The sequence below is a fragment of the Acinetobacter wuhouensis genome (assembly GCF_001696605.3).
Lineage (GTDB): Bacteria > Pseudomonadota > Gammaproteobacteria > Pseudomonadales > Moraxellaceae > Acinetobacter > Acinetobacter wuhouensis.
In genome coordinates this window covers 2,309,458-2,327,069 of the sequence record NZ_CP031716.1, presented here as the reverse complement: position 1 = coordinate 2,327,069, position 17,612 = coordinate 2,309,458, and the positions used below count along the sequence as shown (strand labels likewise).

Genomic DNA, 17,612 nt, shown 5'->3' with positions numbered 1-17,612 from the left:
ATGCACTGAATGAAATAGGCATGATGTTTAAAATTGCATGTATGACGAAAGTCATTCTTTACATGATGAATTGAGCATAGAGAGGCAAAGGTAGGAGAAAGGTTGGACGAAAATTTAAGAGGATTTGGGCTATGCTTTAATCTTTGACAATGTTTTCTTGTTGGTCGAAAAAGCCAGTGGAAAAATAAATTTTAGCCATATTCTAACGCTTTGGTAGTAGTTGTGTTGACGAGGGCTAAGGGAGTTGTGTTAGTGTGATAAAGTAATTTATAAACATAGTTACTGGAATAAAAAAATAAAGAAGAAAGGATTTGGGAAATTTAGCCAATTTACATAGGAATGTAGCGTATGTTGAGCCAGAAAGAGTTAACCCATAAGCGAAATCTAATTGAGCAATTACGCCAAAGTAGCAGTTTGTCTTTAAAACATGCAGATCAGCTCGGTCAAAGCATCGCAAGTTCATGGCAACGTTCAAAATCTGCTGCGATTCCTAAAGATCGTGATGCTGCACCGCTGATGAATGTCAAAGCAGAGCGTAAATCAGTACTTGAAAAAGCCATAGAACATTGTGGTGATGAACTTAGACATATTGCAGAGCAGTCTTCCATGGTTGCTGCTGTCGGTGATATCGGTAGTACTATTATTTGGTCGGCAGCCAGTGGGCAAATGCGCAGTGCTGCAGAACGTGTTCATTTCGTGGCTGGCGGGCAGTGGCGTGAAGATTTGGTAGGAACCAATGCACTGGCTTTGTCATTGAAAACCCAACAATCAAGCTGTGTATTTTCCAGCGAACATTTCATGTCGTCTGTGCATGATTGGGTTTGTTATGCCTCTCCCATTATTGATCCTTATTCAAAACAAGTATTGGGTGTGATTGATCTTTCAACCACATGGAATAATCACAATAGTCTAGGGCTGTTAGCCGCAGAGCGCTGCGCTTCGATTATCCAGTCAGCATTATTGGAATATCAGCAACAACATTTATTTATCCGTGCTTTTGCAGTTCCGCAAGTTTTATTTAATGGCAAAATTGTCGTACTCACACCACGCCAAATTGAAATTCTGACCATTCTCGCTTTATGTCCTCAGGGCATGAATTTAGAAAATTTACATCAATCACTTTATGGTGAGCGAAAGGTGAGTGTGGGGACTCTAAAAGCTGAAATGTCGCAATTACGCGATATTTTAGGGGGAATGTTAGGCTCTCGCCCTTATCGTTTATTGGCACATGTTGAGGCTGATTTTCTGCAAGCAGAGAATGCGCTGGATTCAGGTTATACCGAATCTGCTTTAAAACTGTGTAAAGGCGTATTTTTAGCAAAAACAGAAAGTCCATTCTTATGTGCTTGGCGCGATTGTTTAGAGTCACGTTTAAGTGAAGCGATCTTTAAAGCCAATGAAACGGATGTATTGTTGAAACACCTTGCACACTTTCCAGAAGCAATTGATGCAGTTGAGCGATTGATTGAGTTAACACCTGAAGGGCATCCTGCACATCAAGTTCTGCTTAAATATAAAGATGAACAGTGATGCGCAGCAGCCGAAGGGTTGTTTCAACTAAATGGTTTAGATTTCTTTTTGTTCTAGCCATTGGAAAAGAGAAGCATAAACTTTTGTGCGCACATCTGGCGCAGATAATACTAAATCATGCAATCCATTTTGAATTGTCATGACATTGACATCACCTTGTAATTTATTTCCATATTTTACAATGTCTTTAACTTCTAAAATAACGTCAGTTGTTTGAGCATCCCGATTGAATTTTTTAGGATAACTGGTTTTATGTGAATGCATAATTAAGGTGGGAACATTCACTTGTGCGCCTGCATGGATTTCTTTCTGTGCTTCAAAAATAGCATGAACGAAACTGAGGTAGGCGAAAGGATAGGAATCCTTTTTCCAATTTAAATCAAAATTCCATTCACCATGAAATTTTTGATGCAGGCTTGGTACATACCATTTATTCAACTCACTTGGGAATTTTAGTTTTGGTAAATGTCTACCTAGTGCGGCTAGACGTGGCAAAGCAAGTTTTTTCTTCCATGCAGGCATATTAAAATCATAAAATGGACTGTTACACCACAGTGCTTTGATCAATGGATGATTTGGATAGTGTGCAGCATAGAGTGTTGTAATTAAACCACCTGTAGAGTGTCCAGATAAAAGCACACTGTTATGACCTTCTTGTCCAATGATCTCTAAAGCTTGAGTGATTTCAGCATCATATTCATTCAAGTTCAGCACGTAATAATATTTTTGATGTGGTAAATATGAGCGACCGTATTTTCTCAGATCGAGTGCATAAAAGTCATAACCATGTTGGTTAAATTGTTCTGCCATTTCTGTTTGAAAGAAATAATCAATAAATCCATGGATATATAACACGGCTTTGTTTGTTGTTTGCGATGCCTTTTTACGTACCAAGGTTGCTGTGACTTTACCCTCATAGTCATCAGGGAGGTTGATGGTTAATTGTTCATAACCTGAGCCAAGTATATCAGGTTGATACTTCAATTGTGCTGTAGTCATTTGATTTCCCTGTGAATATGAAAGTTAATTTATAAAAATTAAAGGTACGTGCTGACCATTTGTAAAGACTGATCATAAAGTTGTTGTGCAAGTTGTTTGTTCTTTGCCTTTGCGGATTTAAAAGCAGGCGTTTGCAGACTCACATAATCACCATTGCGTTTTGCCCATTTCGGATCAAAAGCGATTTTCTTAATCAGTTCAGCAGGTTTTGTTGGTGGAATCAATCCAAGTTTGATAATAGCATATTGCCATTTCGGTAGTTCACGATAGATTTCTGAATCTACACCACCGGGATGTAGCGCATTACTGGTGACATTTGTCCCCTCAAGCTGTTTGGCTAAAGCATTACTGAATAAAAGGTTGGCAAGTTTGCTGTTGCCATAACTGATTACGCCATTATATTTTTTGATGTGATCGGCTTTAAAGTGCTCTGGTTTGATTGAACCTAAAACGTGCATCATTGATGCTAGATTAATCACGCGACCATGTTCAGCTTTTTTAACTAAAGGAAGCAGTTTCATGGTCCAGAGGAAAGGGCCGAGATAGTTCACGCCAAATTGCTTTTCATAACCATCGACTGTGGCTTCTAGCTCGGGTGTCATCATGCCTGCATTATTCACTAAAACATCAATTTTTTCGTATTTGGCAATGATTTCATTGGCGGCTTGATTAACTTGCTCGAGACTATTTAAATCCAAAGCAATCACATCAACTTGTCCTTTATTTAAGGATTGTAACTGCTGTTGCGCAATCTTCGCTTTTGCAGGGTTGCGACATGCAATGATCACATGATGCCCATCTTTGACAAAAGTTTCTGCAGTTGCTAGCCCGATGCCGGTATTCGCACCTGTAATGACGATTATTTTCTCATTTGCCATTTTTAGATTCTCTGTATTGAATTATTTTAACGGTGTTTTAAGCATCATAAGCATAGTTTGTATTTTTGACAATATATGTTGTCATTTTGAGAATTGAAATAAAAAAAGGGAATATCACCGAAGCGATATTCCCAAAAGTAGAGAAGTGAAACAGTAGTAAAATTTAAACTGAATGGGAGTAACGATTACATCGCGGCTTCAAAGATACCGATCACTTGAGCATCCGTTGCTTTACGCGGGTTGGTCAACATGCAAGCATCTTTTTGAGCATTTGAAGTCATTACAGCATGATCTTCAGCTTTCACGCCAAGCTCAGCTAAACCACTAGGGATACCGATTGATGCAGAAAGTTCACGGATCGCTTCGATAGCAGCAAATGCAGCCTCGGTCACAGTTAAACCATCTGTGTTTACACCCATTAGCTGTGCAATTTTCGCATAGCGATCTGGACATGCAATGAGGTTAAATTCACATACGTGCGGTAATAAAATTGCATTACATACGCCGTGTGGTAGGTTGTAGAAACCACCTAATTGGTGCGCCATTGCATGGACATAACCCAATGAAGCGTTGTTAAATGCCATACCTGCGAGGTATTGTGCATATGCCATTGCATCACGTGCTTCTAGGTTTTCACCATTCGCAACAGCAGGGCTTAACCATTCACTGATCATGCTAATTGCTTTTTCAGCACATGCATCTGTGATTGGGTTTGCAGCAGTAGATACATAAGCTTCAACAGCGTGAGTTAATGCGTCCATACCTGTTGCAGCAGTTAATGCAGCAGGTTTTGCAATCATTAACTTAGGATCGTCAATAGCAACAAGTGGTGTACAGCGCCAGTCAACAATCGCCATTTTTACATGAGTATCAGTGTTAGTGATGATACAGAAGCGCGTCATTTCTGATGCAGTACCCGCTGTTGTATTGATCGCAACAAGCGGTGTCATTGGCACTTTACTTTGATCAATCCCTTCATAATCACGGATATGACCGCCACCCGCTGTGACTAAGCCAATACCTTTAGCACAGTCATGAGATGAACCACCACCTAAAGATACGATAAAGTCGCAACCATTTTCATTATAAGCATTTACACCGTTGTGTACGTTAATGTCCGTTGGGTTGGGTTCTGCGCCTGGGAAAACGTGGCTGTCTACACCTGCTTCTTTTAGATAGTCGACAATAATGTCTGCAACGCCGAATTTGAATAAGCCAGCATCAGTGACGATAAGTGCTTTTTTCGCCCCTAAATTTTGCGCTTTTACACCAACTTCTTTGGCACAACCAGGTCCAAAAAGTGATACGCAAGGGATATAAAAACCGTTTGTTTGATCTGCAATATTTTTAAAAGCCATGGTGCGATTCCTTCTACCATTGTTATTTCATCATTCCATCAGGTGTTGATCACCTTGAGATTGAGTATCTTGGTTGAAGGTTTTTTTTAAAACCTACGAAACACCTACCAAATTATATTGAAGATTTTCATCTTATATCTTTTTGAAATTTATGAATAATATTTTTACTTTAAAAAATAGATTTCATAGTAATATCATTTTCTAGAATTAAACGACAAAAAAAGCACCCTTAAAAAGGATGCTTTTTTCATACATAGATTGCAGGAAAATTATTTTTCTACAATCGCTGTTACACCTTGACCACCCGCAGCACAGATCGAAATGAGTACACGACCTGAACCTTTTTGGTTAATCAATTTTGCAGCAGTAGCAAGGATACGACCACCTGTCGCAGCAAATGGGTGACCCGCAGCTAAAGAAGAACCTTTTACGTTTAATTTGCTACGATCGATTGAACCCAATGGTGCATCTAAACCTAAACGTTCTTTACAGAATTTAGGATCTTCCCAAGCTTTCAAAGTAGAAAGCACTTGTGATGCAAAAGCTTCATGAATTTCATAATAATCAAAATCTTGAAGTTTGATGCCTGCGCGATCCAACATACGTGGAACAGCATAAGCAGGCGCCATCAATAAACCTTCTTTCTTACCAAGGAAGTCTACAGCAGCTGTTTCAGTGAAAGTTAAGTAAGCAAGAACTTCATGACCATTGGCTTTAGCCCATTCTTCAGATGCTAAAAGTACCACAGAAGCACCGTCAGTCAGTGGAGTAGAGTTACCCGCTGTCATTGTCGCAGTATCACCTTTACCAAAAGCAGGCTTAAGTTTTGCAAGTTTTTCTACAGAAGAATCTGGACGTAAGTTATTGTCTTTTTCTAAACCTAAGAATGGCGTGATTAGATCTTCAAAGAAACCTTCTTCATAAGCTTTCGCCATTTTTTGGTGTGAAGTTGCTGCAAGCTCATCTTGCGCTTCACGAGGAATACCCCATTCTAAAGCCGTGATTGCTTGGTGATCACCCATTGACAAACCAGTACGTGGCTCACCATTTTTCGGTGCATCCATCAAATCTTTAACATTGATTTTTGCTAAAGCTTTTAAACGATCTTTACCTGTTTTTGCGATGTTAAGTTCAAGTAAAGCTTTACGTAAACCATCACCAAACGCAATCGGTGCATCAGAAGTTGTATCTACACCACCTGCAACACCCACTTCGATTTGACCAAGTGCAATTTTATTTGCAACAAGGAACGCTGCTTGTAAGCCAGTACCACATGCTTGTTGAATATCGTAAGCAGGGGTTTCAGGTGCAAGTTGAGTGCTGAGTACACATTCACGTGTCATGTTAAAGTCACGGCTATGTTTCAATACTGCACCTGCAACCACTTCACCTAAGCGCTGACCTTGTAAATTAAAACGTTCTACTAGACCGTTTAATGCTGCTGTGAGCATGTCAGAGTTAGAAGCTTTGAAATATGGACCATTTGAACGTGCAAAAGGAATACGGTTACCACCGATGATTGCAACGCGACGTACAGTATTTTGACTCATAGTTTTGTCCTGTTGACCAGAAGTTTGAGTTTTAGAAGATGAAGAAGTGACTTTTTTAACCGTTGTGGTTGCTGCTTTACTACGTGGCGCTGTTGTAGTTGTACGAGTCGGTTTTTTTGTCGTACTTGTTGCAGTCGCTGCTGTAGTGTTTGTGTTAACATTTTTACTCGTACGGGCACGAGGTTTTGATGTATTTGACACAGTCTCTGTCGCAGTATTTTCAACGTTTGAATTTTCTTGAGTTGTTTTGCTCATAAGGCTTTTCCAAGCATGTTCGCAATTTTCTTAAGTGTTACATTAACATAATCATCTATGGGCTGAATTGACTATAATGACATTTGCATATTCTTTCAGGTCAAGTCATCATTATTGCAACTCAAGTATTATTAAACTGAAACTTATGGAACATTTGTATGATAAGTATCTGAGATTGCATTGAAGTTAAAAGATCGCTTAGGTTCCATATACAATTAATTAGATGAGAGATAAGAAACATGTCTGACCAATACCAAGCATTTGCAAAATCTCCAATTGGTAAATTTGTCATTAAAAATTTGGGTTTACCATCACCGATTCAAATCGAACGTTTTGAGTCGCCTACACCGGTTGTAAAAGGTGCTGTTTTATTTGGTGCGGCACCAAATAGCCAATTTTCAGGTGAAATTGCACAGGTTCTCAGTAATATCCATGCAAATACCTATGCAGGAAATAACGCAGAACTACAACAAGCTGCTGCAAAGTCTGGTTTAAATGTGGGTGCATTTAACGAAGGTGATAAAGAGTCTAAATTCAAAGCAGTGGTTTTCGACGCTTCTGGTATTCAAAACTCAGAACAATTAGATGAACTTTATAAATTCTTTAATCCAGTTGCACGTCAAATTGCAACTTCTGGTCGTGTGATTGTGATTGGTTTAACACCTGAAACTGCACCGACGATCAAACAAGCAATTGCACAACGTGCACTAGAAGGTTTTGTAAAATCAGTTGGTAAAGAATTTAAAAAAGGTATCGCTGCTGATTTGATTCTTGTGGATGCGGATGCAGGTCAAAACTTAGAATCAACTTTACGTTTTGCGATTTCTCCACGTTCTGCTTATGTATCAGGTCAAGTGATTCGTGTATCTAAAGGCAATGTTATCGATGTTGATTGGGCAAAACCTTTAGCTGGCAAAACAGCTTTAGTGACAGGTGCAAGTCGTGGTATTGGTGAAGCGATTGCACATGTATTGGCTCGTGATGGCGCACATGTTATTTGTTTAGATGTTCCACCACAACAAGCTGACCTTGATCGTGTTGCTGGTGAAATCGGTGGTTCTACATTAGCGATTGATATTACAGCTGCGGATGCGGGTGAGAAAATCAAAACTGCTGCTGCGGCTCAAGGCGGTTTAGACATTATCGTTCATAATGCAGGGATTACACGTGACAAAACTTTGGCAAATATGAAGCCTGAGTTATGGGATCTTGTGATCAACATTAACTTGTCTGCTGCTGAACGTATTAATGACTATTTATTGTCAAATGATGGCTTGAATGCAAATGGTCGTATCGTTTGTGTATCATCGATCTCAGGTATTGCGGGGAACTTAGGTCAAACTAACTACGCAGCATCTAAAGCAGGTGTGATTGGTTTAGTTAAATTTACTGCACCTGTGTTGAAAGATGGTATTACGATTAATGCTGTTGCCCCTGGTTTCATCGAAACTCAAATGACTGCTGCGATTCCTTTTGCAATCCGTGAAGCAGGTCGTCGTATGAATTCTATGAGCCAAGGCGGTTTACCAGTTGATGTTGCTGAAACGATTGCATTATTTGCATCTACAGCATCTACAGGTTTAAATGGTAACGTTGTACGTGTATGCGGTCAGAGCTTGTTAGGGGCTTAATCAGTCGCTTTATTCCCTCTCCTTGAAGGAGAGGGTTAGGGAGAGGTGGAGTTTAGTTCCGATACATTTCGCCTTTCCAACTTTTTCCTTAATGTTTGTTAAGGAGAAGTAATCCATCAGATAGATTAGAAAAATTCAAAGGTTTAGTATGAATACTCGCCATTTTAGTCAACTTCCAAAACCTTATTTAGCTTATCCAAAAGTAATACAAGGTTTGATTTTTAAAAAACCGAAAGGTGAAAAGGTTCTACCGCAAGTTGAATATGTGGTGGATTCGTTCAAAGTCGATCAAAAACATTTAAAAGCCTACAACGAAGTGTGTGGTTTTAAAAATAATGGATATATTCCTGCGATTTATTTAGCGGTTTTATCGCAAAGTTTGCAAATGCATATGATGACAACAGAAGCATTTCCATTTGCAATCTTAGGTTTGGTGCATATTCGTAATCAGATCAAACAAACCCGTAAAGTGGGTGTCAATGAGCAACTGACTTTATCTTGTAAATTTGGCGAGTTAAAGCCACATGATAAAGGTGTGCAGTTTGATTTTATTACCACAGCAAAAGTGGGTAATGAAGTGGTGATGGAAGGTTTAACGACTTATCTTGCACGCCAAAAGATGGATGGCTCTGTTGCTGAAAAAGCCAAAGAAACGAAAGAGCCGAATTATCAAGTACAAGCAGTTTGGAGTGTTTCTGAAAATACAGGTCGTCGTTATGCAATGACTTCTGGTGATTTCAACTTGATTCATATTCATGCTGTAACGGCTAAAGCGTTTGGTTTTAAACAAGCAATTGCTCACGGAATGTGGAGTAAAGCACGTGTCTTGGCAAGTTTGAATTTGGCAGATGCTTATGAAGCCGATGTTTTCTTTAAACTACCGATGTATTTGCCATCAACCGTAGAGTTTTTAACAGCTGAAACAGGAAAAACTACAGATTTCTTGATCCGTAATCAAAAATCACAAAAACCGCATGTTTCAGGTATAGTCAAAGCAATATAATTTACCATAGTATAGGAAGCCTAAGTCGAGATGATTTAGGCTTTTTTTTGGAATAAAAAAGTAAACGAAAATTGATAAGAATGGGCAGGACGATGAGTGGTTTAACGGATATTATTTTTGCAAATACCAAAAATTATCAAGGCGTTGTAGATGAGCGTTTTCAAGATTTAGCAACTCAATTTAGTCGTTTACAGGATGGTCGGATTGAGCATGGTGGTGCTGCACTGACCGTTTATTTTCAAGGTCAAAAAGTTGTCGATATTTATACGGGTAAAAAATCTCAAACAGAACAATGGAATGATCAAACCCTTTCTGTCTGTTATTCCACGGGTAAAGGCATTTTGGCTACACTTGCACATATTTTAGTGAGTGAGGGCTTGGTTGATTATGATCTTCCTGTTGTAAATTATTGGCCTGAATTTGGGCAAAATGGTAAGGAAAAAATGACTTTACGCCATATTCTGAGTCATCAAAGTGGTTTATATGATATTCGTAATATCATTGAAAGTGCTGTTGAAATGGCGGATTGGCAGCACATGCTGAATGTCATGGAACAGGCGACACCACGCTTTAAAATCGGTGAAGATATTGCTTATCAAGCCATTACTTTTGGCTGGTTGGTGGGTGGTGTATTAGAAAAAGCAACGGGGCGAACATTAACAGATTTAATGCAAACGTATTTGGTTGAACCTTTACAGTTAGATGGTGCTTATTTTGGTGTGCCTGCGCATGAGTTGTCTCGTGTTGCGCGATTAATTCCAAAAAAGCAAAGTACAGCACCAGCCCAAGCGGAATCAAAAAAACCTAAAAGCAAACAAAAAAAAGCATCCTTCTCAGATAAATTAGCGGAAATGACAGGGCAAAATCCGCAAGATTTTTTAGATGCGATGGTGCCTAAAGGCATGCGTGATTTTAGCTTTTTTAGTGATCAAGGTTTGCAAGCGATTATTCCTGCTGCCAATGGCGTATTTAGTTCAAATAGTTTAGCGAAAATTTATGCGATGATGGCAAATAAAGGTGAATGGGACGGTAAGGTATTTATTCGTCCCGAAATTTTCGCTGAGTTAAGCCAGATCCAATCGATTAAACGTGACCGTGTGATGCCAATCCCGATGAAGTGGCGTCTGGGCTATCATCGTGTCATTACGATGGGGAAACGTGTGAAAAAAGGTTTTGGGCATATTGGTTATAATGGTTCAGGTGCTTGGTGCGACCCGCAACGTGAACTGAGTTTTGCTTATACGCATAACTTTGCCATTGGTTCGATTACAGGGGATTATCGTCTATGGGGACTGACTCAAGAAACTTTGCGTTGTGCAGATAGATTGGTTAAAGGTAGTAAAGGCTGGTTTTGATTTAATTGAGAGCATGGATACAGGCAGGGTTTGAAGAAATTGATCGAATTATCTCTCATAAGAAATAACTCTATAGTTCTTCATTCACTAATCATCAAAAAAACAGTATCCTTATAGCCATAATGAGGAGCTTTCATGTATCAGGTACTTGCACGTAAATATCGCCCACGCAATTTTAATGAATTGGTTGGACAAAACCACGTATCACGTGCGTTAACCAGTGCTTTAGATCGTGGACGTTTACATCATGCATATCTGTTCACGGGAACACGTGGCGTAGGTAAGACCACAATTGCACGTATTTTAGCAAAATGTTTAAACTGCGAAACTGGTGTGACTTCTACGCCGTGTGAAGTGTGCGCAACCTGTAAAGCTGTTAATGAAGGGCGTTTCATTGACTTGATCGAGATCGATGCTGCTTCACGCACCAAAGTTGAAGATACTCGTGAACTCTTGGATAACGTACCTTATGCACCGACTCAGGGTCGTTTCAAGGTTTATCTGATCGATGAAGTACATATGCTGTCAACGCATTCATTCAATGCTTTGTTAAAAACATTGGAAGAACCGCCTGAGCATGTGAAATTTTTATTTGCAACGACAGATCCGCAAAAGTTGCCGATCACAGTAATTTCACGTTGTTTGCAATTTACCTTACGTCCACTTGCTGTTGATGAAATTACTCATCACCTCACTAATATTCTTAATAAAGAAGAAATTCAATCTGAACAAGATGCGATTTGGCAAATTGCTGAATCTGCGCAAGGTTCATTGCGTGATGCACTATCTTTGACGGATCAAGCGATCGCTTATGGTCAAGGTGAAATTCATCACCAAGATGTTAAAGAAATGTTGGGGTTGATTGATCGCACCATTATTTATGATTTGATCTTAGCAATTCATCAAAATCAGCGTGAACGTGTCAGCCAATTATTACTGCAATTTAGACAGCAAGCTTTAGATGTTTCATTGGTTTTAGATCAATTTATCTCGACTTTGCATGAATTGGCAATGTTGCAATATCTGCCTGATTTAAGTCTGAAATATAGTGCTGAAATTAATCAGAAAATTATGCAATTGTCGCAATTGGTTTCCGCTCAGGACTTACAATTGTATTACCAAATCGCATGTAAAGGTCGAGCAGAGTTACAACTTGCTGTTACACAAGAGCAAGGCTTTGAAATGACGGTGTTGCGTTTATTGGCATTTAGACCAATTCAAGTCAATGAAGTTGTGGTTTCGCAACAGCAAGTTTTCCAGCAACAAGTTTCTCAGCAAATTGAATCAAATGTTGTTATTGAAAATAGTTCGTCTTTAAACAGTCCACCGTTAAATCGTGAAGCGGTGCAAGCAGTACCAGTTCAAGAGGTTCAATCACAAGACTCATCATCTTTTGATCCAGATTTAGAAGAAGTAGAAGAACAATTGGCACAGCAATCTGTTGCTGATCCTGAGCCAAGTAGTGATGATTATTTAGATGAAGAAGTTGAGAACTCAAATGATCAATTTACGAATGTACAGAATGAAAATATTCAGCATTTAGAACAAGCTGAAAATGAACAGATTGTTGCGGACGTTCAAAGTGTTATTGTTAATTCCGAAACACAGCAGATACAGCAAGTCGTGCAAGTTGAAGCGGCAGAACCAAGTTTGACTTTATTTGGTGGTGAAATATCACCTCAACCTGTGGTGCAGGATCAAACTCAAGATGTTTTCTTTTTAGCACCTGAGTCTGATCGTGAAATTGTTGATTCAAGTGTAGCTGTTGAAAATGCTGTTCAGAAACATGCTCAAACAGTTCAGCAAGATCATTCACAACTTGAAAGCACTCAGACTCAAGTCACTACAACACATGCAGTTCAATCGAGTCATCATCAAACGCCACAAGAAATTTTAAGCTTACAGCCTCAAATTCTTGAAGGTGAGTGGACAGTGGATAAGTGGGAATATTGGTTTAGAAATAGTTCGCTTTCTCCTGCTGTGCAAGAATTGGCACAACATGGTTTGATGATCGGTACGATTAATGGTCAATCTACGTTTCAAACTTCAAAACAATATGAGAACTTACTCAACCAGACTCAACATGATCTTGAGGCATCACTAAAACAACAATGGTCAAGTACCGTATTTAATGTGCAATATGGTGAAGTTGAGACAATTACGCCGTTTATGATGCAACGTGAGCGGAAGGTTCGTGCATTTGATCGTGCATCTGAAATGCTTCATCAAGAGCCTATTGTAAAAAGTTTAATGGAAGCATTTGATGGACAGTTGGAAAATATACAACTGAAGTAATTGAGTCTGCTTAATATGGATATGAAGTCATAAAAAAGCCTGTACTTAGTCAGGCATTTTTATTGATGTATTATTTATTTGATTAAATAATTTTTTAAAGCATCTCGCATTTCTTGTGGAATCGAGGTGCTTTTTTTAGTTTCACGTTCTACAAATACATGGACAAATTGACCTTGTGCAGATGCTTCACCTTTTCCTTGTTTGAAAATGGCGAGATCGTAAGTCAATGAAGAATTTCCGATTTTAGCAATTACAACGCCGACTTCAATGATTTCTGGATAAGTCAGTTCTTCTAAGAAATTACATGATGAATTGACCACTAAACCAATAATTGGTGAGTGATGAATATCAAAGCCTGCTTTTTGAATGAGTAGAGCATTCGCAGCAGTATCGAAATAACTATAATAAGTCACGTTATTCACATGCCCATAAATATCGTTATCTGCCCAGCGGGTTTGAATCGGGAAGAGAAAAGGGTAATCCGTACGATTTTTTATTTCAGGTTTCATTTGAGTTTTACATTTGGATATTATCTTTATGTTTTAACCAACTTGTCACATAGATTCAAGTTTTTAGTTTTATTTATGACATAAAAAAGCCTATTCAATTTAAGCGAATAGGCTTTAAGCTTAATTGATGAAAATCAATTAGAAACGGTAACCTAGACCCAAATAAGTCACGATTGGTTTAATTTCGATGTCGCTTTGACCTGAAATTAAAGTCATCGAACCACCAGTGTATGGGTTTGTGCCGTTGACATTTAATTTAGCTTTTGTTGTGAGATGAGCATAAGAAACTGACGCTGTTGCATACCAATTTTTATTGATACTGTAATCAATACCTAACATTGCAACTGGTGCTACAGCATCATCAACTTTAACTTTACCCAATTGTGGATTGAATGGGGCGAGTTTAGTAGCTTTTAATGCATCATTAATTGCAGAATCAGTTTCTACATTTGAAAAGTGTGCATACATTAAGCCTGCACCTACATAAGGGCGGATTTTATTGTTAATTGACCCAAAGTGGTAACGTGCAGAAATCGTAGGTGTATAGGCATCAGTCGTTGCCGCTTTATCAAATTGATTTAAATCAAGTATCGTTTCATTTCCAAGCTTAATAGCACCTTTGCCTGCAAGCTTCATCTCAGGCGGAACACCCAAAGTTAATTCTAATGAAACGTTATCATTCACAAAATAATCAAGCATTAATCCTGCTGTATCAGCGTCTTGTACTTCAAAACCAGCATCAGGATTGGCTGCTTGTAGATTTGCCATAGCTCCTAATAATGGTGAATTACCAGTTTTACCATAGACACCTTGACCGCTACTTTGTGGCATTACATGTAACCAACCAGCTGATACACCAAATGTTTTGCCATCTGAAGTTGCTGCATGTGTAACCGTATTTAAGCTGAATGCGACTAAAGGTAAGATCGCGATGCTGAGTTTTTTCATAGAATGATTTTCCGATGCTGTAAGTGATCTTAATTTTCCGATTAAGATGGGCAGCGATTCTAGAGTAATTATTTTAAAAATTAAATGAAAGATAAATTAAAAAACAATCAGTTAAGATGTAATTAATTTATTGATTTGTAATAAATTACTGAAAATATAATACTTATTATTAAATGTCTAAAAATGTGCTTTATTTTAAATGGTTAAAAAATAGATGAATATTTGGCTGTAATTTCAACTTAATGTTATTTTCATAGTATGAGAAAAGATTAATAAAGAAGCAGTTAGTTGTTGCTTGATTGGGAGGTTAAGTCTGGATGCGTTTGAACTTTAGGGGATAAAAGCTTATTGATGAGTCTTAATTCATCAAAAAGCTTTACCTTCTTACTATAAGAACGGTGTTAATAAATCGCTTGATAAATTTTCAGAGCATCTTCTTGTTGCATTACTCTTGGATTATTTTGCAAAAGTCGTGTTTGTAACATTGCATCATTCGCCAAAGTTTCAAGTTGATGTTCTTGTACATTTAAATCACGTAGTTTTAAGGTTAAACCACTATGGTCTAAATGGCTTTGTATATGATCAATAAAGAGATCACATAAACCTTCGGTACTGCCTTTACTATATGGATTCAGCCATTGCATCAGTTCTGCATAATGTGTTTTTGCTTCAGGCGCATTGAATTTTAATACTTCAAGTAAAACGAGAGCATTGGTATGCCCATGCGATAAATGAAAATGCCCACCCAAAGGATAGGCAAGTGCATGCACAGCACCGACTGGCGCATTGGCAAAAGCCTGACCAGCAAGCATCGAACCCAGTAGCATATTTTGACGTGCTTCTAAATTTGAACCATTTTCTAAAACTAATTTTAAATTTTTATTCAACAGTTTGAGTGCTTGTTTGGCAAGCATGTCTGCATAAAAATTCTTTTTAATCTTTGAAGTATAAGCTTCGATTGCATGCACCATCGCATCTATACCTGTTGCCGCGGTGATATGTGCAGGTAAGCCTGTGGTGAATGTTGCATCTAAAATTGCTACATCAGCATATAAGATGGGTGCAACAATGCCTGTTTTGGTGGTTTCACCTGTGGTAACGATAGAAATAGGTGTTACTTCAGAACCAGTCCCCGCTGTAGTAGGAATTAAAATCAAAGGTAAACGAGGACCTTGGGCATTATTCACACCATAGATTTCTTGAATGGTCTGAGTTTGTTTTGGATTTGCCAATATTGCAATCAGTTTGGCAACATCCATTGAGCTACCGCCACCAAAACCAATCACCACATCTACATTTCTTTGTTTAGCAAACTCAACGGCAGATAGCACAATGCTCTCAGCAGGATCAGCTTGAACTTCTGAATAAATTTCATACTCTATTTGAGATTGTTCTAATATTTCTAAAATAGGTAAATGGAGTGAATGTTGAATCATTCCTGCATCGGTGACAATTAAGGCTTTCTGATATTTATGGGCTAAAATATTTTTAAGTTCTTGAATCGAACCTACCCCTGAAATGATATTGGCGACAGTCTGAAATTGAAAATGACTCATGTGTATTATCCTTAATCTATCATCACAAATTAAACATTATTGTTTTACAGTTCTATAGGATTCGCTTGCTAAATAACTTAACATAAGACTTTATAAAATAAATGATCATTTGAGGTTGTTATGTCATCCAAAACGCCATACAAAGTTTTATGTGTGTGCTTGGGAAATATTTGTCGTTCTCCAACAGCTGAAGTGGTGTTACGACATTTTTGTGATGAAAAACAATTAAATGTTATTGTTGATTCGGCGGGAACAAGTAATTATCACCCGAATAAAGCTCCAGATAGTCGTAGTCAAAAACATGCAATAAAAAGAGGCTATGATCTTTCTTCTTTAAGAGCTAGACAGCTAAAAACACAGGATTTTTTGGACTTTGATTTAATTTTAGCGATGGATCATGAAAACTTCGATGATATCCAAGATTTGTTAAAACAAGCTATTCGACAGTTTAGTGCAAGTCAAATCAGGTCTACAATTGCATTGATGAGTAAACATGATCAGCTGTATCCACAACAAGCCTTACCTGATCCTTATTATGGTGAAGCAGACGGTTTTGAACGCGTGATTGATCAATGCGAGTCAAGTAGCCAAGCTTGGGTCAATGTTTTGCAACAGCAATTTCAATATAAATAATTGATTGAAATTTAATTATCATTTTACAAGGTGATTTTAGCAAATTGCTTTAGAACATCGTTAGGAAATAATTTAGATAATGAATATTGAATCTCAGGTTCAACTAAAGCCATTCAATACCTTAAATTTGAGCGCAACCGCTTCTCATTTTGTTAAAGTTCAATCAGTTATTGAACTTGAAGAAGCTTTGCAGTTTGCTCAACAGCAAAATTTAAATGTTTTACTCCTTTCAGGAGGCAGTAATATGATGCTTCCTGAACAGATTCATGCACTTGTGATCGCGATAGATATTCAAGGTATTGAGTTATTCGCAGAAGATGAAAATACTGCAACCCTCAGAGTGGGGGCGGGTCAAGTTTGGCATGATTTTGTGTTATGGACGACGGAACAGAAAATGTATGGTTTACAAAATCTCGCATTGATTCCGGGTTTAGTTGGCGCGTCACCTGTACAAAATATTGGTGCTTATGGTGTTGAAGCAGGCGAGTTTATTGAATCTGTTGAAGTTTATGATCGTCAAAGTAAGCAAACACAGCACATTCAGGCGGTTGATTGTCAATTCTCATACCGACATAGCATTTTTAAAGATGATCCAAATCGTTATGTGATCACCCATGTTATTTTTAAATTATTAAAACATGCTGATTTAAAAATGAATTATGGTGACTTAAAAGCTGCTATGGGGGATGAAATTACGCCTGAAAACTTGCAAAAACAAGTAATTCAGATTCGCCAAAGTAAATTACCAGACCCAAAAGAATTTCCAAATGCAGGGAGTTTCTTTAAAAATCCAATTATTAATCAACAAGATTTTACACAATTAATTGAAAAATTCCCTAATATTCCACATTATCCTCAAAAAGATAATCAAGTTAAAATTGCCGCAGGTTGGTTGATTGATCAGTCAGGTTGGAAAGGTAAACGACTTGAGCAAGTGGGTATGTTTCATAAACAAGCTTTAGTACTGGTAAATTATGCTGATGCAACATTGAAAGATGTGAAAGCAACTTTTCAAGCGGTACAAAAAGATGTTTATGATAAATTTGGTGTACATTTAGAACCTGAACCTGTGCTTTTTAATGAGCAAGGTTTAATTCAAAACCATTAATAGA

General features: G+C 38.0%; 14 protein-coding genes. 7 read left to right on the top strand and 7 right to left on the bottom strand.

The features are described from left to right. Positions 1-348: 348 nt before the first annotated feature. Positions 349-1,530 carry a sigma-54-dependent transcriptional regulator family protein gene (locus BEN71_RS11905; RefSeq protein ID WP_068976145.1) on the top strand — a complete coding sequence of 394 codons (1,182 nt, stop codon included), beginning with the start codon at positions 349-351 and terminating at the stop codon, positions 1,528-1,530. Positions 1,531-1,566: 36 nt separating this feature from the next. Here the strand turns inward: BEN71_RS11905 and BEN71_RS11900 are convergent, their stop codons facing one another. The 4 genes from BEN71_RS11900 to BEN71_RS11885 form a co-directional block, all read right to left on the bottom strand. Beyond that, on the bottom strand, positions 1,567-2,529 hold the full coding sequence (locus BEN71_RS11900) for an alpha/beta hydrolase (RefSeq protein WP_068976144.1): 963 nt from the start codon (positions 2,527-2,529) through the stop codon (positions 1,567-1,569). 38 nt (positions 2,530-2,567) lie between these two features. Next, the gene (locus tag BEN71_RS11895) at positions 2,568-3,407 is read right to left on the bottom strand and encodes an SDR family oxidoreductase (protein WP_068976143.1); all 840 of its coding nucleotides are present in this window, start codon (positions 3,405-3,407) and stop codon (positions 2,568-2,570) included. 185 nt (positions 3,408-3,592) lie between these two features. Next, positions 3,593-4,765 carry an iron-dependent methanol dehydrogenase gene (gene mdh / locus BEN71_RS11890; protein ID WP_068976142.1) on the bottom strand — a complete coding sequence of 391 codons (1,173 nt, stop codon included), beginning with the start codon at positions 4,763-4,765 and terminating at the stop codon, positions 3,593-3,595. A gap of 269 nt (positions 4,766-5,034) precedes the next feature. Continuing rightward, the gene (locus tag BEN71_RS11885; RefSeq protein ID WP_068976141.1) at positions 5,035-6,570 is read right to left on the bottom strand and encodes an acetyl-CoA C-acetyltransferase; all 1,536 of its coding nucleotides are present in this window, start codon (positions 6,568-6,570) and stop codon (positions 5,035-5,037) included. Positions 6,571-6,809: 239 nt separating this feature from the next. Here BEN71_RS11885 and BEN71_RS11880 point away from each other — a divergent pair, with 239 nt between their 5' ends. The 4 genes from BEN71_RS11880 (at position 6,810) to dnaX (ending at position 12,854) form a co-directional block, all read left to right on the top strand. After that, positions 6,810-8,201 carry a 3-oxoacyl-ACP reductase gene (locus BEN71_RS11880; RefSeq protein WP_068976140.1) on the top strand — a complete coding sequence of 464 codons (1,392 nt, stop codon included), beginning with the start codon at positions 6,810-6,812 and terminating at the stop codon, positions 8,199-8,201. Between the two features lie 148 nt (positions 8,202-8,349). Next, positions 8,350-9,204, top strand: a complete 855-nt coding sequence (locus BEN71_RS11875; RefSeq protein ID WP_068976139.1) for a MaoC family dehydratase — start codon at positions 8,350-8,352, stop codon at positions 9,202-9,204. Between the two features lie 92 nt (positions 9,205-9,296). Continuing rightward, positions 9,297-10,559, top strand: coding sequence for a serine hydrolase domain-containing protein (locus tag BEN71_RS11870; protein WP_068976138.1), 1,263 nt, complete (start codon positions 9,297-9,299; stop codon positions 10,557-10,559). 135 nt (positions 10,560-10,694) lie between these two features. Further along, positions 10,695-12,854: a DNA polymerase III subunit gamma/tau gene (dnaX, locus tag BEN71_RS11865; RefSeq protein ID WP_068976137.1), complete on the top strand. Its 2,160-nt coding sequence runs from the start codon at positions 10,695-10,697 to the stop codon at positions 12,852-12,854. A 74-nt stretch (positions 12,855-12,928) separates the two neighbouring features. Here dnaX and BEN71_RS11860 read toward each other — a convergent pair whose 3' ends face one another. From BEN71_RS11860 to BEN71_RS11850, 3 genes are all read right to left on the bottom strand, one after another. Next, on the bottom strand, positions 12,929-13,363 hold the full coding sequence (locus BEN71_RS11860) for an acyl-CoA thioesterase (RefSeq protein WP_068976136.1): 435 nt from the start codon (positions 13,361-13,363) through the stop codon (positions 12,929-12,931). A 138-nt stretch (positions 13,364-13,501) separates the two neighbouring features. Continuing rightward, positions 13,502-14,311 (bottom strand): OmpW/AlkL family protein, encoded by an 810-nt coding sequence (locus BEN71_RS11855; protein WP_068976135.1) that lies wholly within the window; start codon positions 14,309-14,311, stop codon positions 13,502-13,504. A gap of 401 nt (positions 14,312-14,712) precedes the next feature. Next, a complete protein-coding gene (locus BEN71_RS11850) occupies positions 14,713-15,867 on the bottom strand; it encodes an iron-containing alcohol dehydrogenase (RefSeq protein WP_068976134.1) in 1,155 nt (384 codons plus the stop codon). Positions 15,868-15,987: 120 nt separating this feature from the next. Between BEN71_RS11850 and BEN71_RS11845 the strand changes: the two genes are divergently transcribed. Continuing rightward, complete coding sequence (locus tag BEN71_RS11845) at positions 15,988-16,500, top strand: low molecular weight protein-tyrosine-phosphatase (protein WP_068976133.1); 513 nt, start codon at positions 15,988-15,990, stop codon at positions 16,498-16,500. Between the two features lie 79 nt (positions 16,501-16,579). Continuing rightward, positions 16,580-17,608 (top strand): UDP-N-acetylmuramate dehydrogenase, encoded by a 1,029-nt coding sequence (gene murB / locus BEN71_RS11840; RefSeq protein ID WP_068976132.1) that lies wholly within the window; start codon positions 16,580-16,582, stop codon positions 17,606-17,608. Positions 17,609-17,612: the final 4 nt, after the last annotated feature.

Bases quoted from the DNA above. Each gene is read 5' to 3' on its own strand.
- BEN71_RS11855 (WP_068976135.1), bottom strand. From the start codon at position 14,311: ATGAAAAAACTCAGCATCGCGATCTTACCTTTAGTCGCATTCAGCTTA.
- BEN71_RS11880 (WP_068976140.1), top strand. From the start codon at position 6,810: ATGTCTGACCAATACCAAGCATTTGCAAAATCTCCAATTGGTAAATTT.
- BEN71_RS11895 (WP_068976143.1), bottom strand. From the start codon at position 3,407: ATGGCAAATGAGAAAATAATCGTCATTACAGGTGCGAATACCGGCATC.
- BEN71_RS11885 (WP_068976141.1), bottom strand. From the start codon at position 6,570: ATGAGCAAAACAACTCAAGAAAATTCAAACGTTGAAAATACTGCGACA.
- BEN71_RS11850 (WP_068976134.1), bottom strand. From the start codon at position 15,867: ATGAGTCATTTTCAATTTCAGACTGTCGCCAATATCATTTCAGGGGTA.
- BEN71_RS11875 (WP_068976139.1), top strand. From the start codon at position 8,350: ATGAATACTCGCCATTTTAGTCAACTTCCAAAACCTTATTTAGCTTAT.
- dnaX (WP_068976137.1), top strand. From the start codon at position 10,695: ATGTATCAGGTACTTGCACGTAAATATCGCCCACGCAATTTTAATGAA.
- BEN71_RS11845 (WP_068976133.1), top strand. From the start codon at position 15,988: ATGTCATCCAAAACGCCATACAAAGTTTTATGTGTGTGCTTGGGAAAT.
- BEN71_RS11860 (WP_068976136.1), bottom strand. From the start codon at position 13,363: ATGAAACCTGAAATAAAAAATCGTACGGATTACCCTTTTCTCTTCCCG.
- BEN71_RS11870 (WP_068976138.1), top strand. From the start codon at position 9,297: ATGAGTGGTTTAACGGATATTATTTTTGCAAATACCAAAAATTATCAA.
- murB (WP_068976132.1), top strand. From the start codon at position 16,580: ATGAATATTGAATCTCAGGTTCAACTAAAGCCATTCAATACCTTAAAT.
- BEN71_RS11900 (WP_068976144.1), bottom strand. From the start codon at position 2,529: ATGACTACAGCACAATTGAAGTATCAACCTGATATACTTGGCTCAGGT.
- mdh (WP_068976142.1), bottom strand. From the start codon at position 4,765: ATGGCTTTTAAAAATATTGCAGATCAAACAAACGGTTTTTATATCCCT.
- BEN71_RS11905 (WP_068976145.1), top strand. From the start codon at position 349: ATGTTGAGCCAGAAAGAGTTAACCCATAAGCGAAATCTAATTGAGCAA.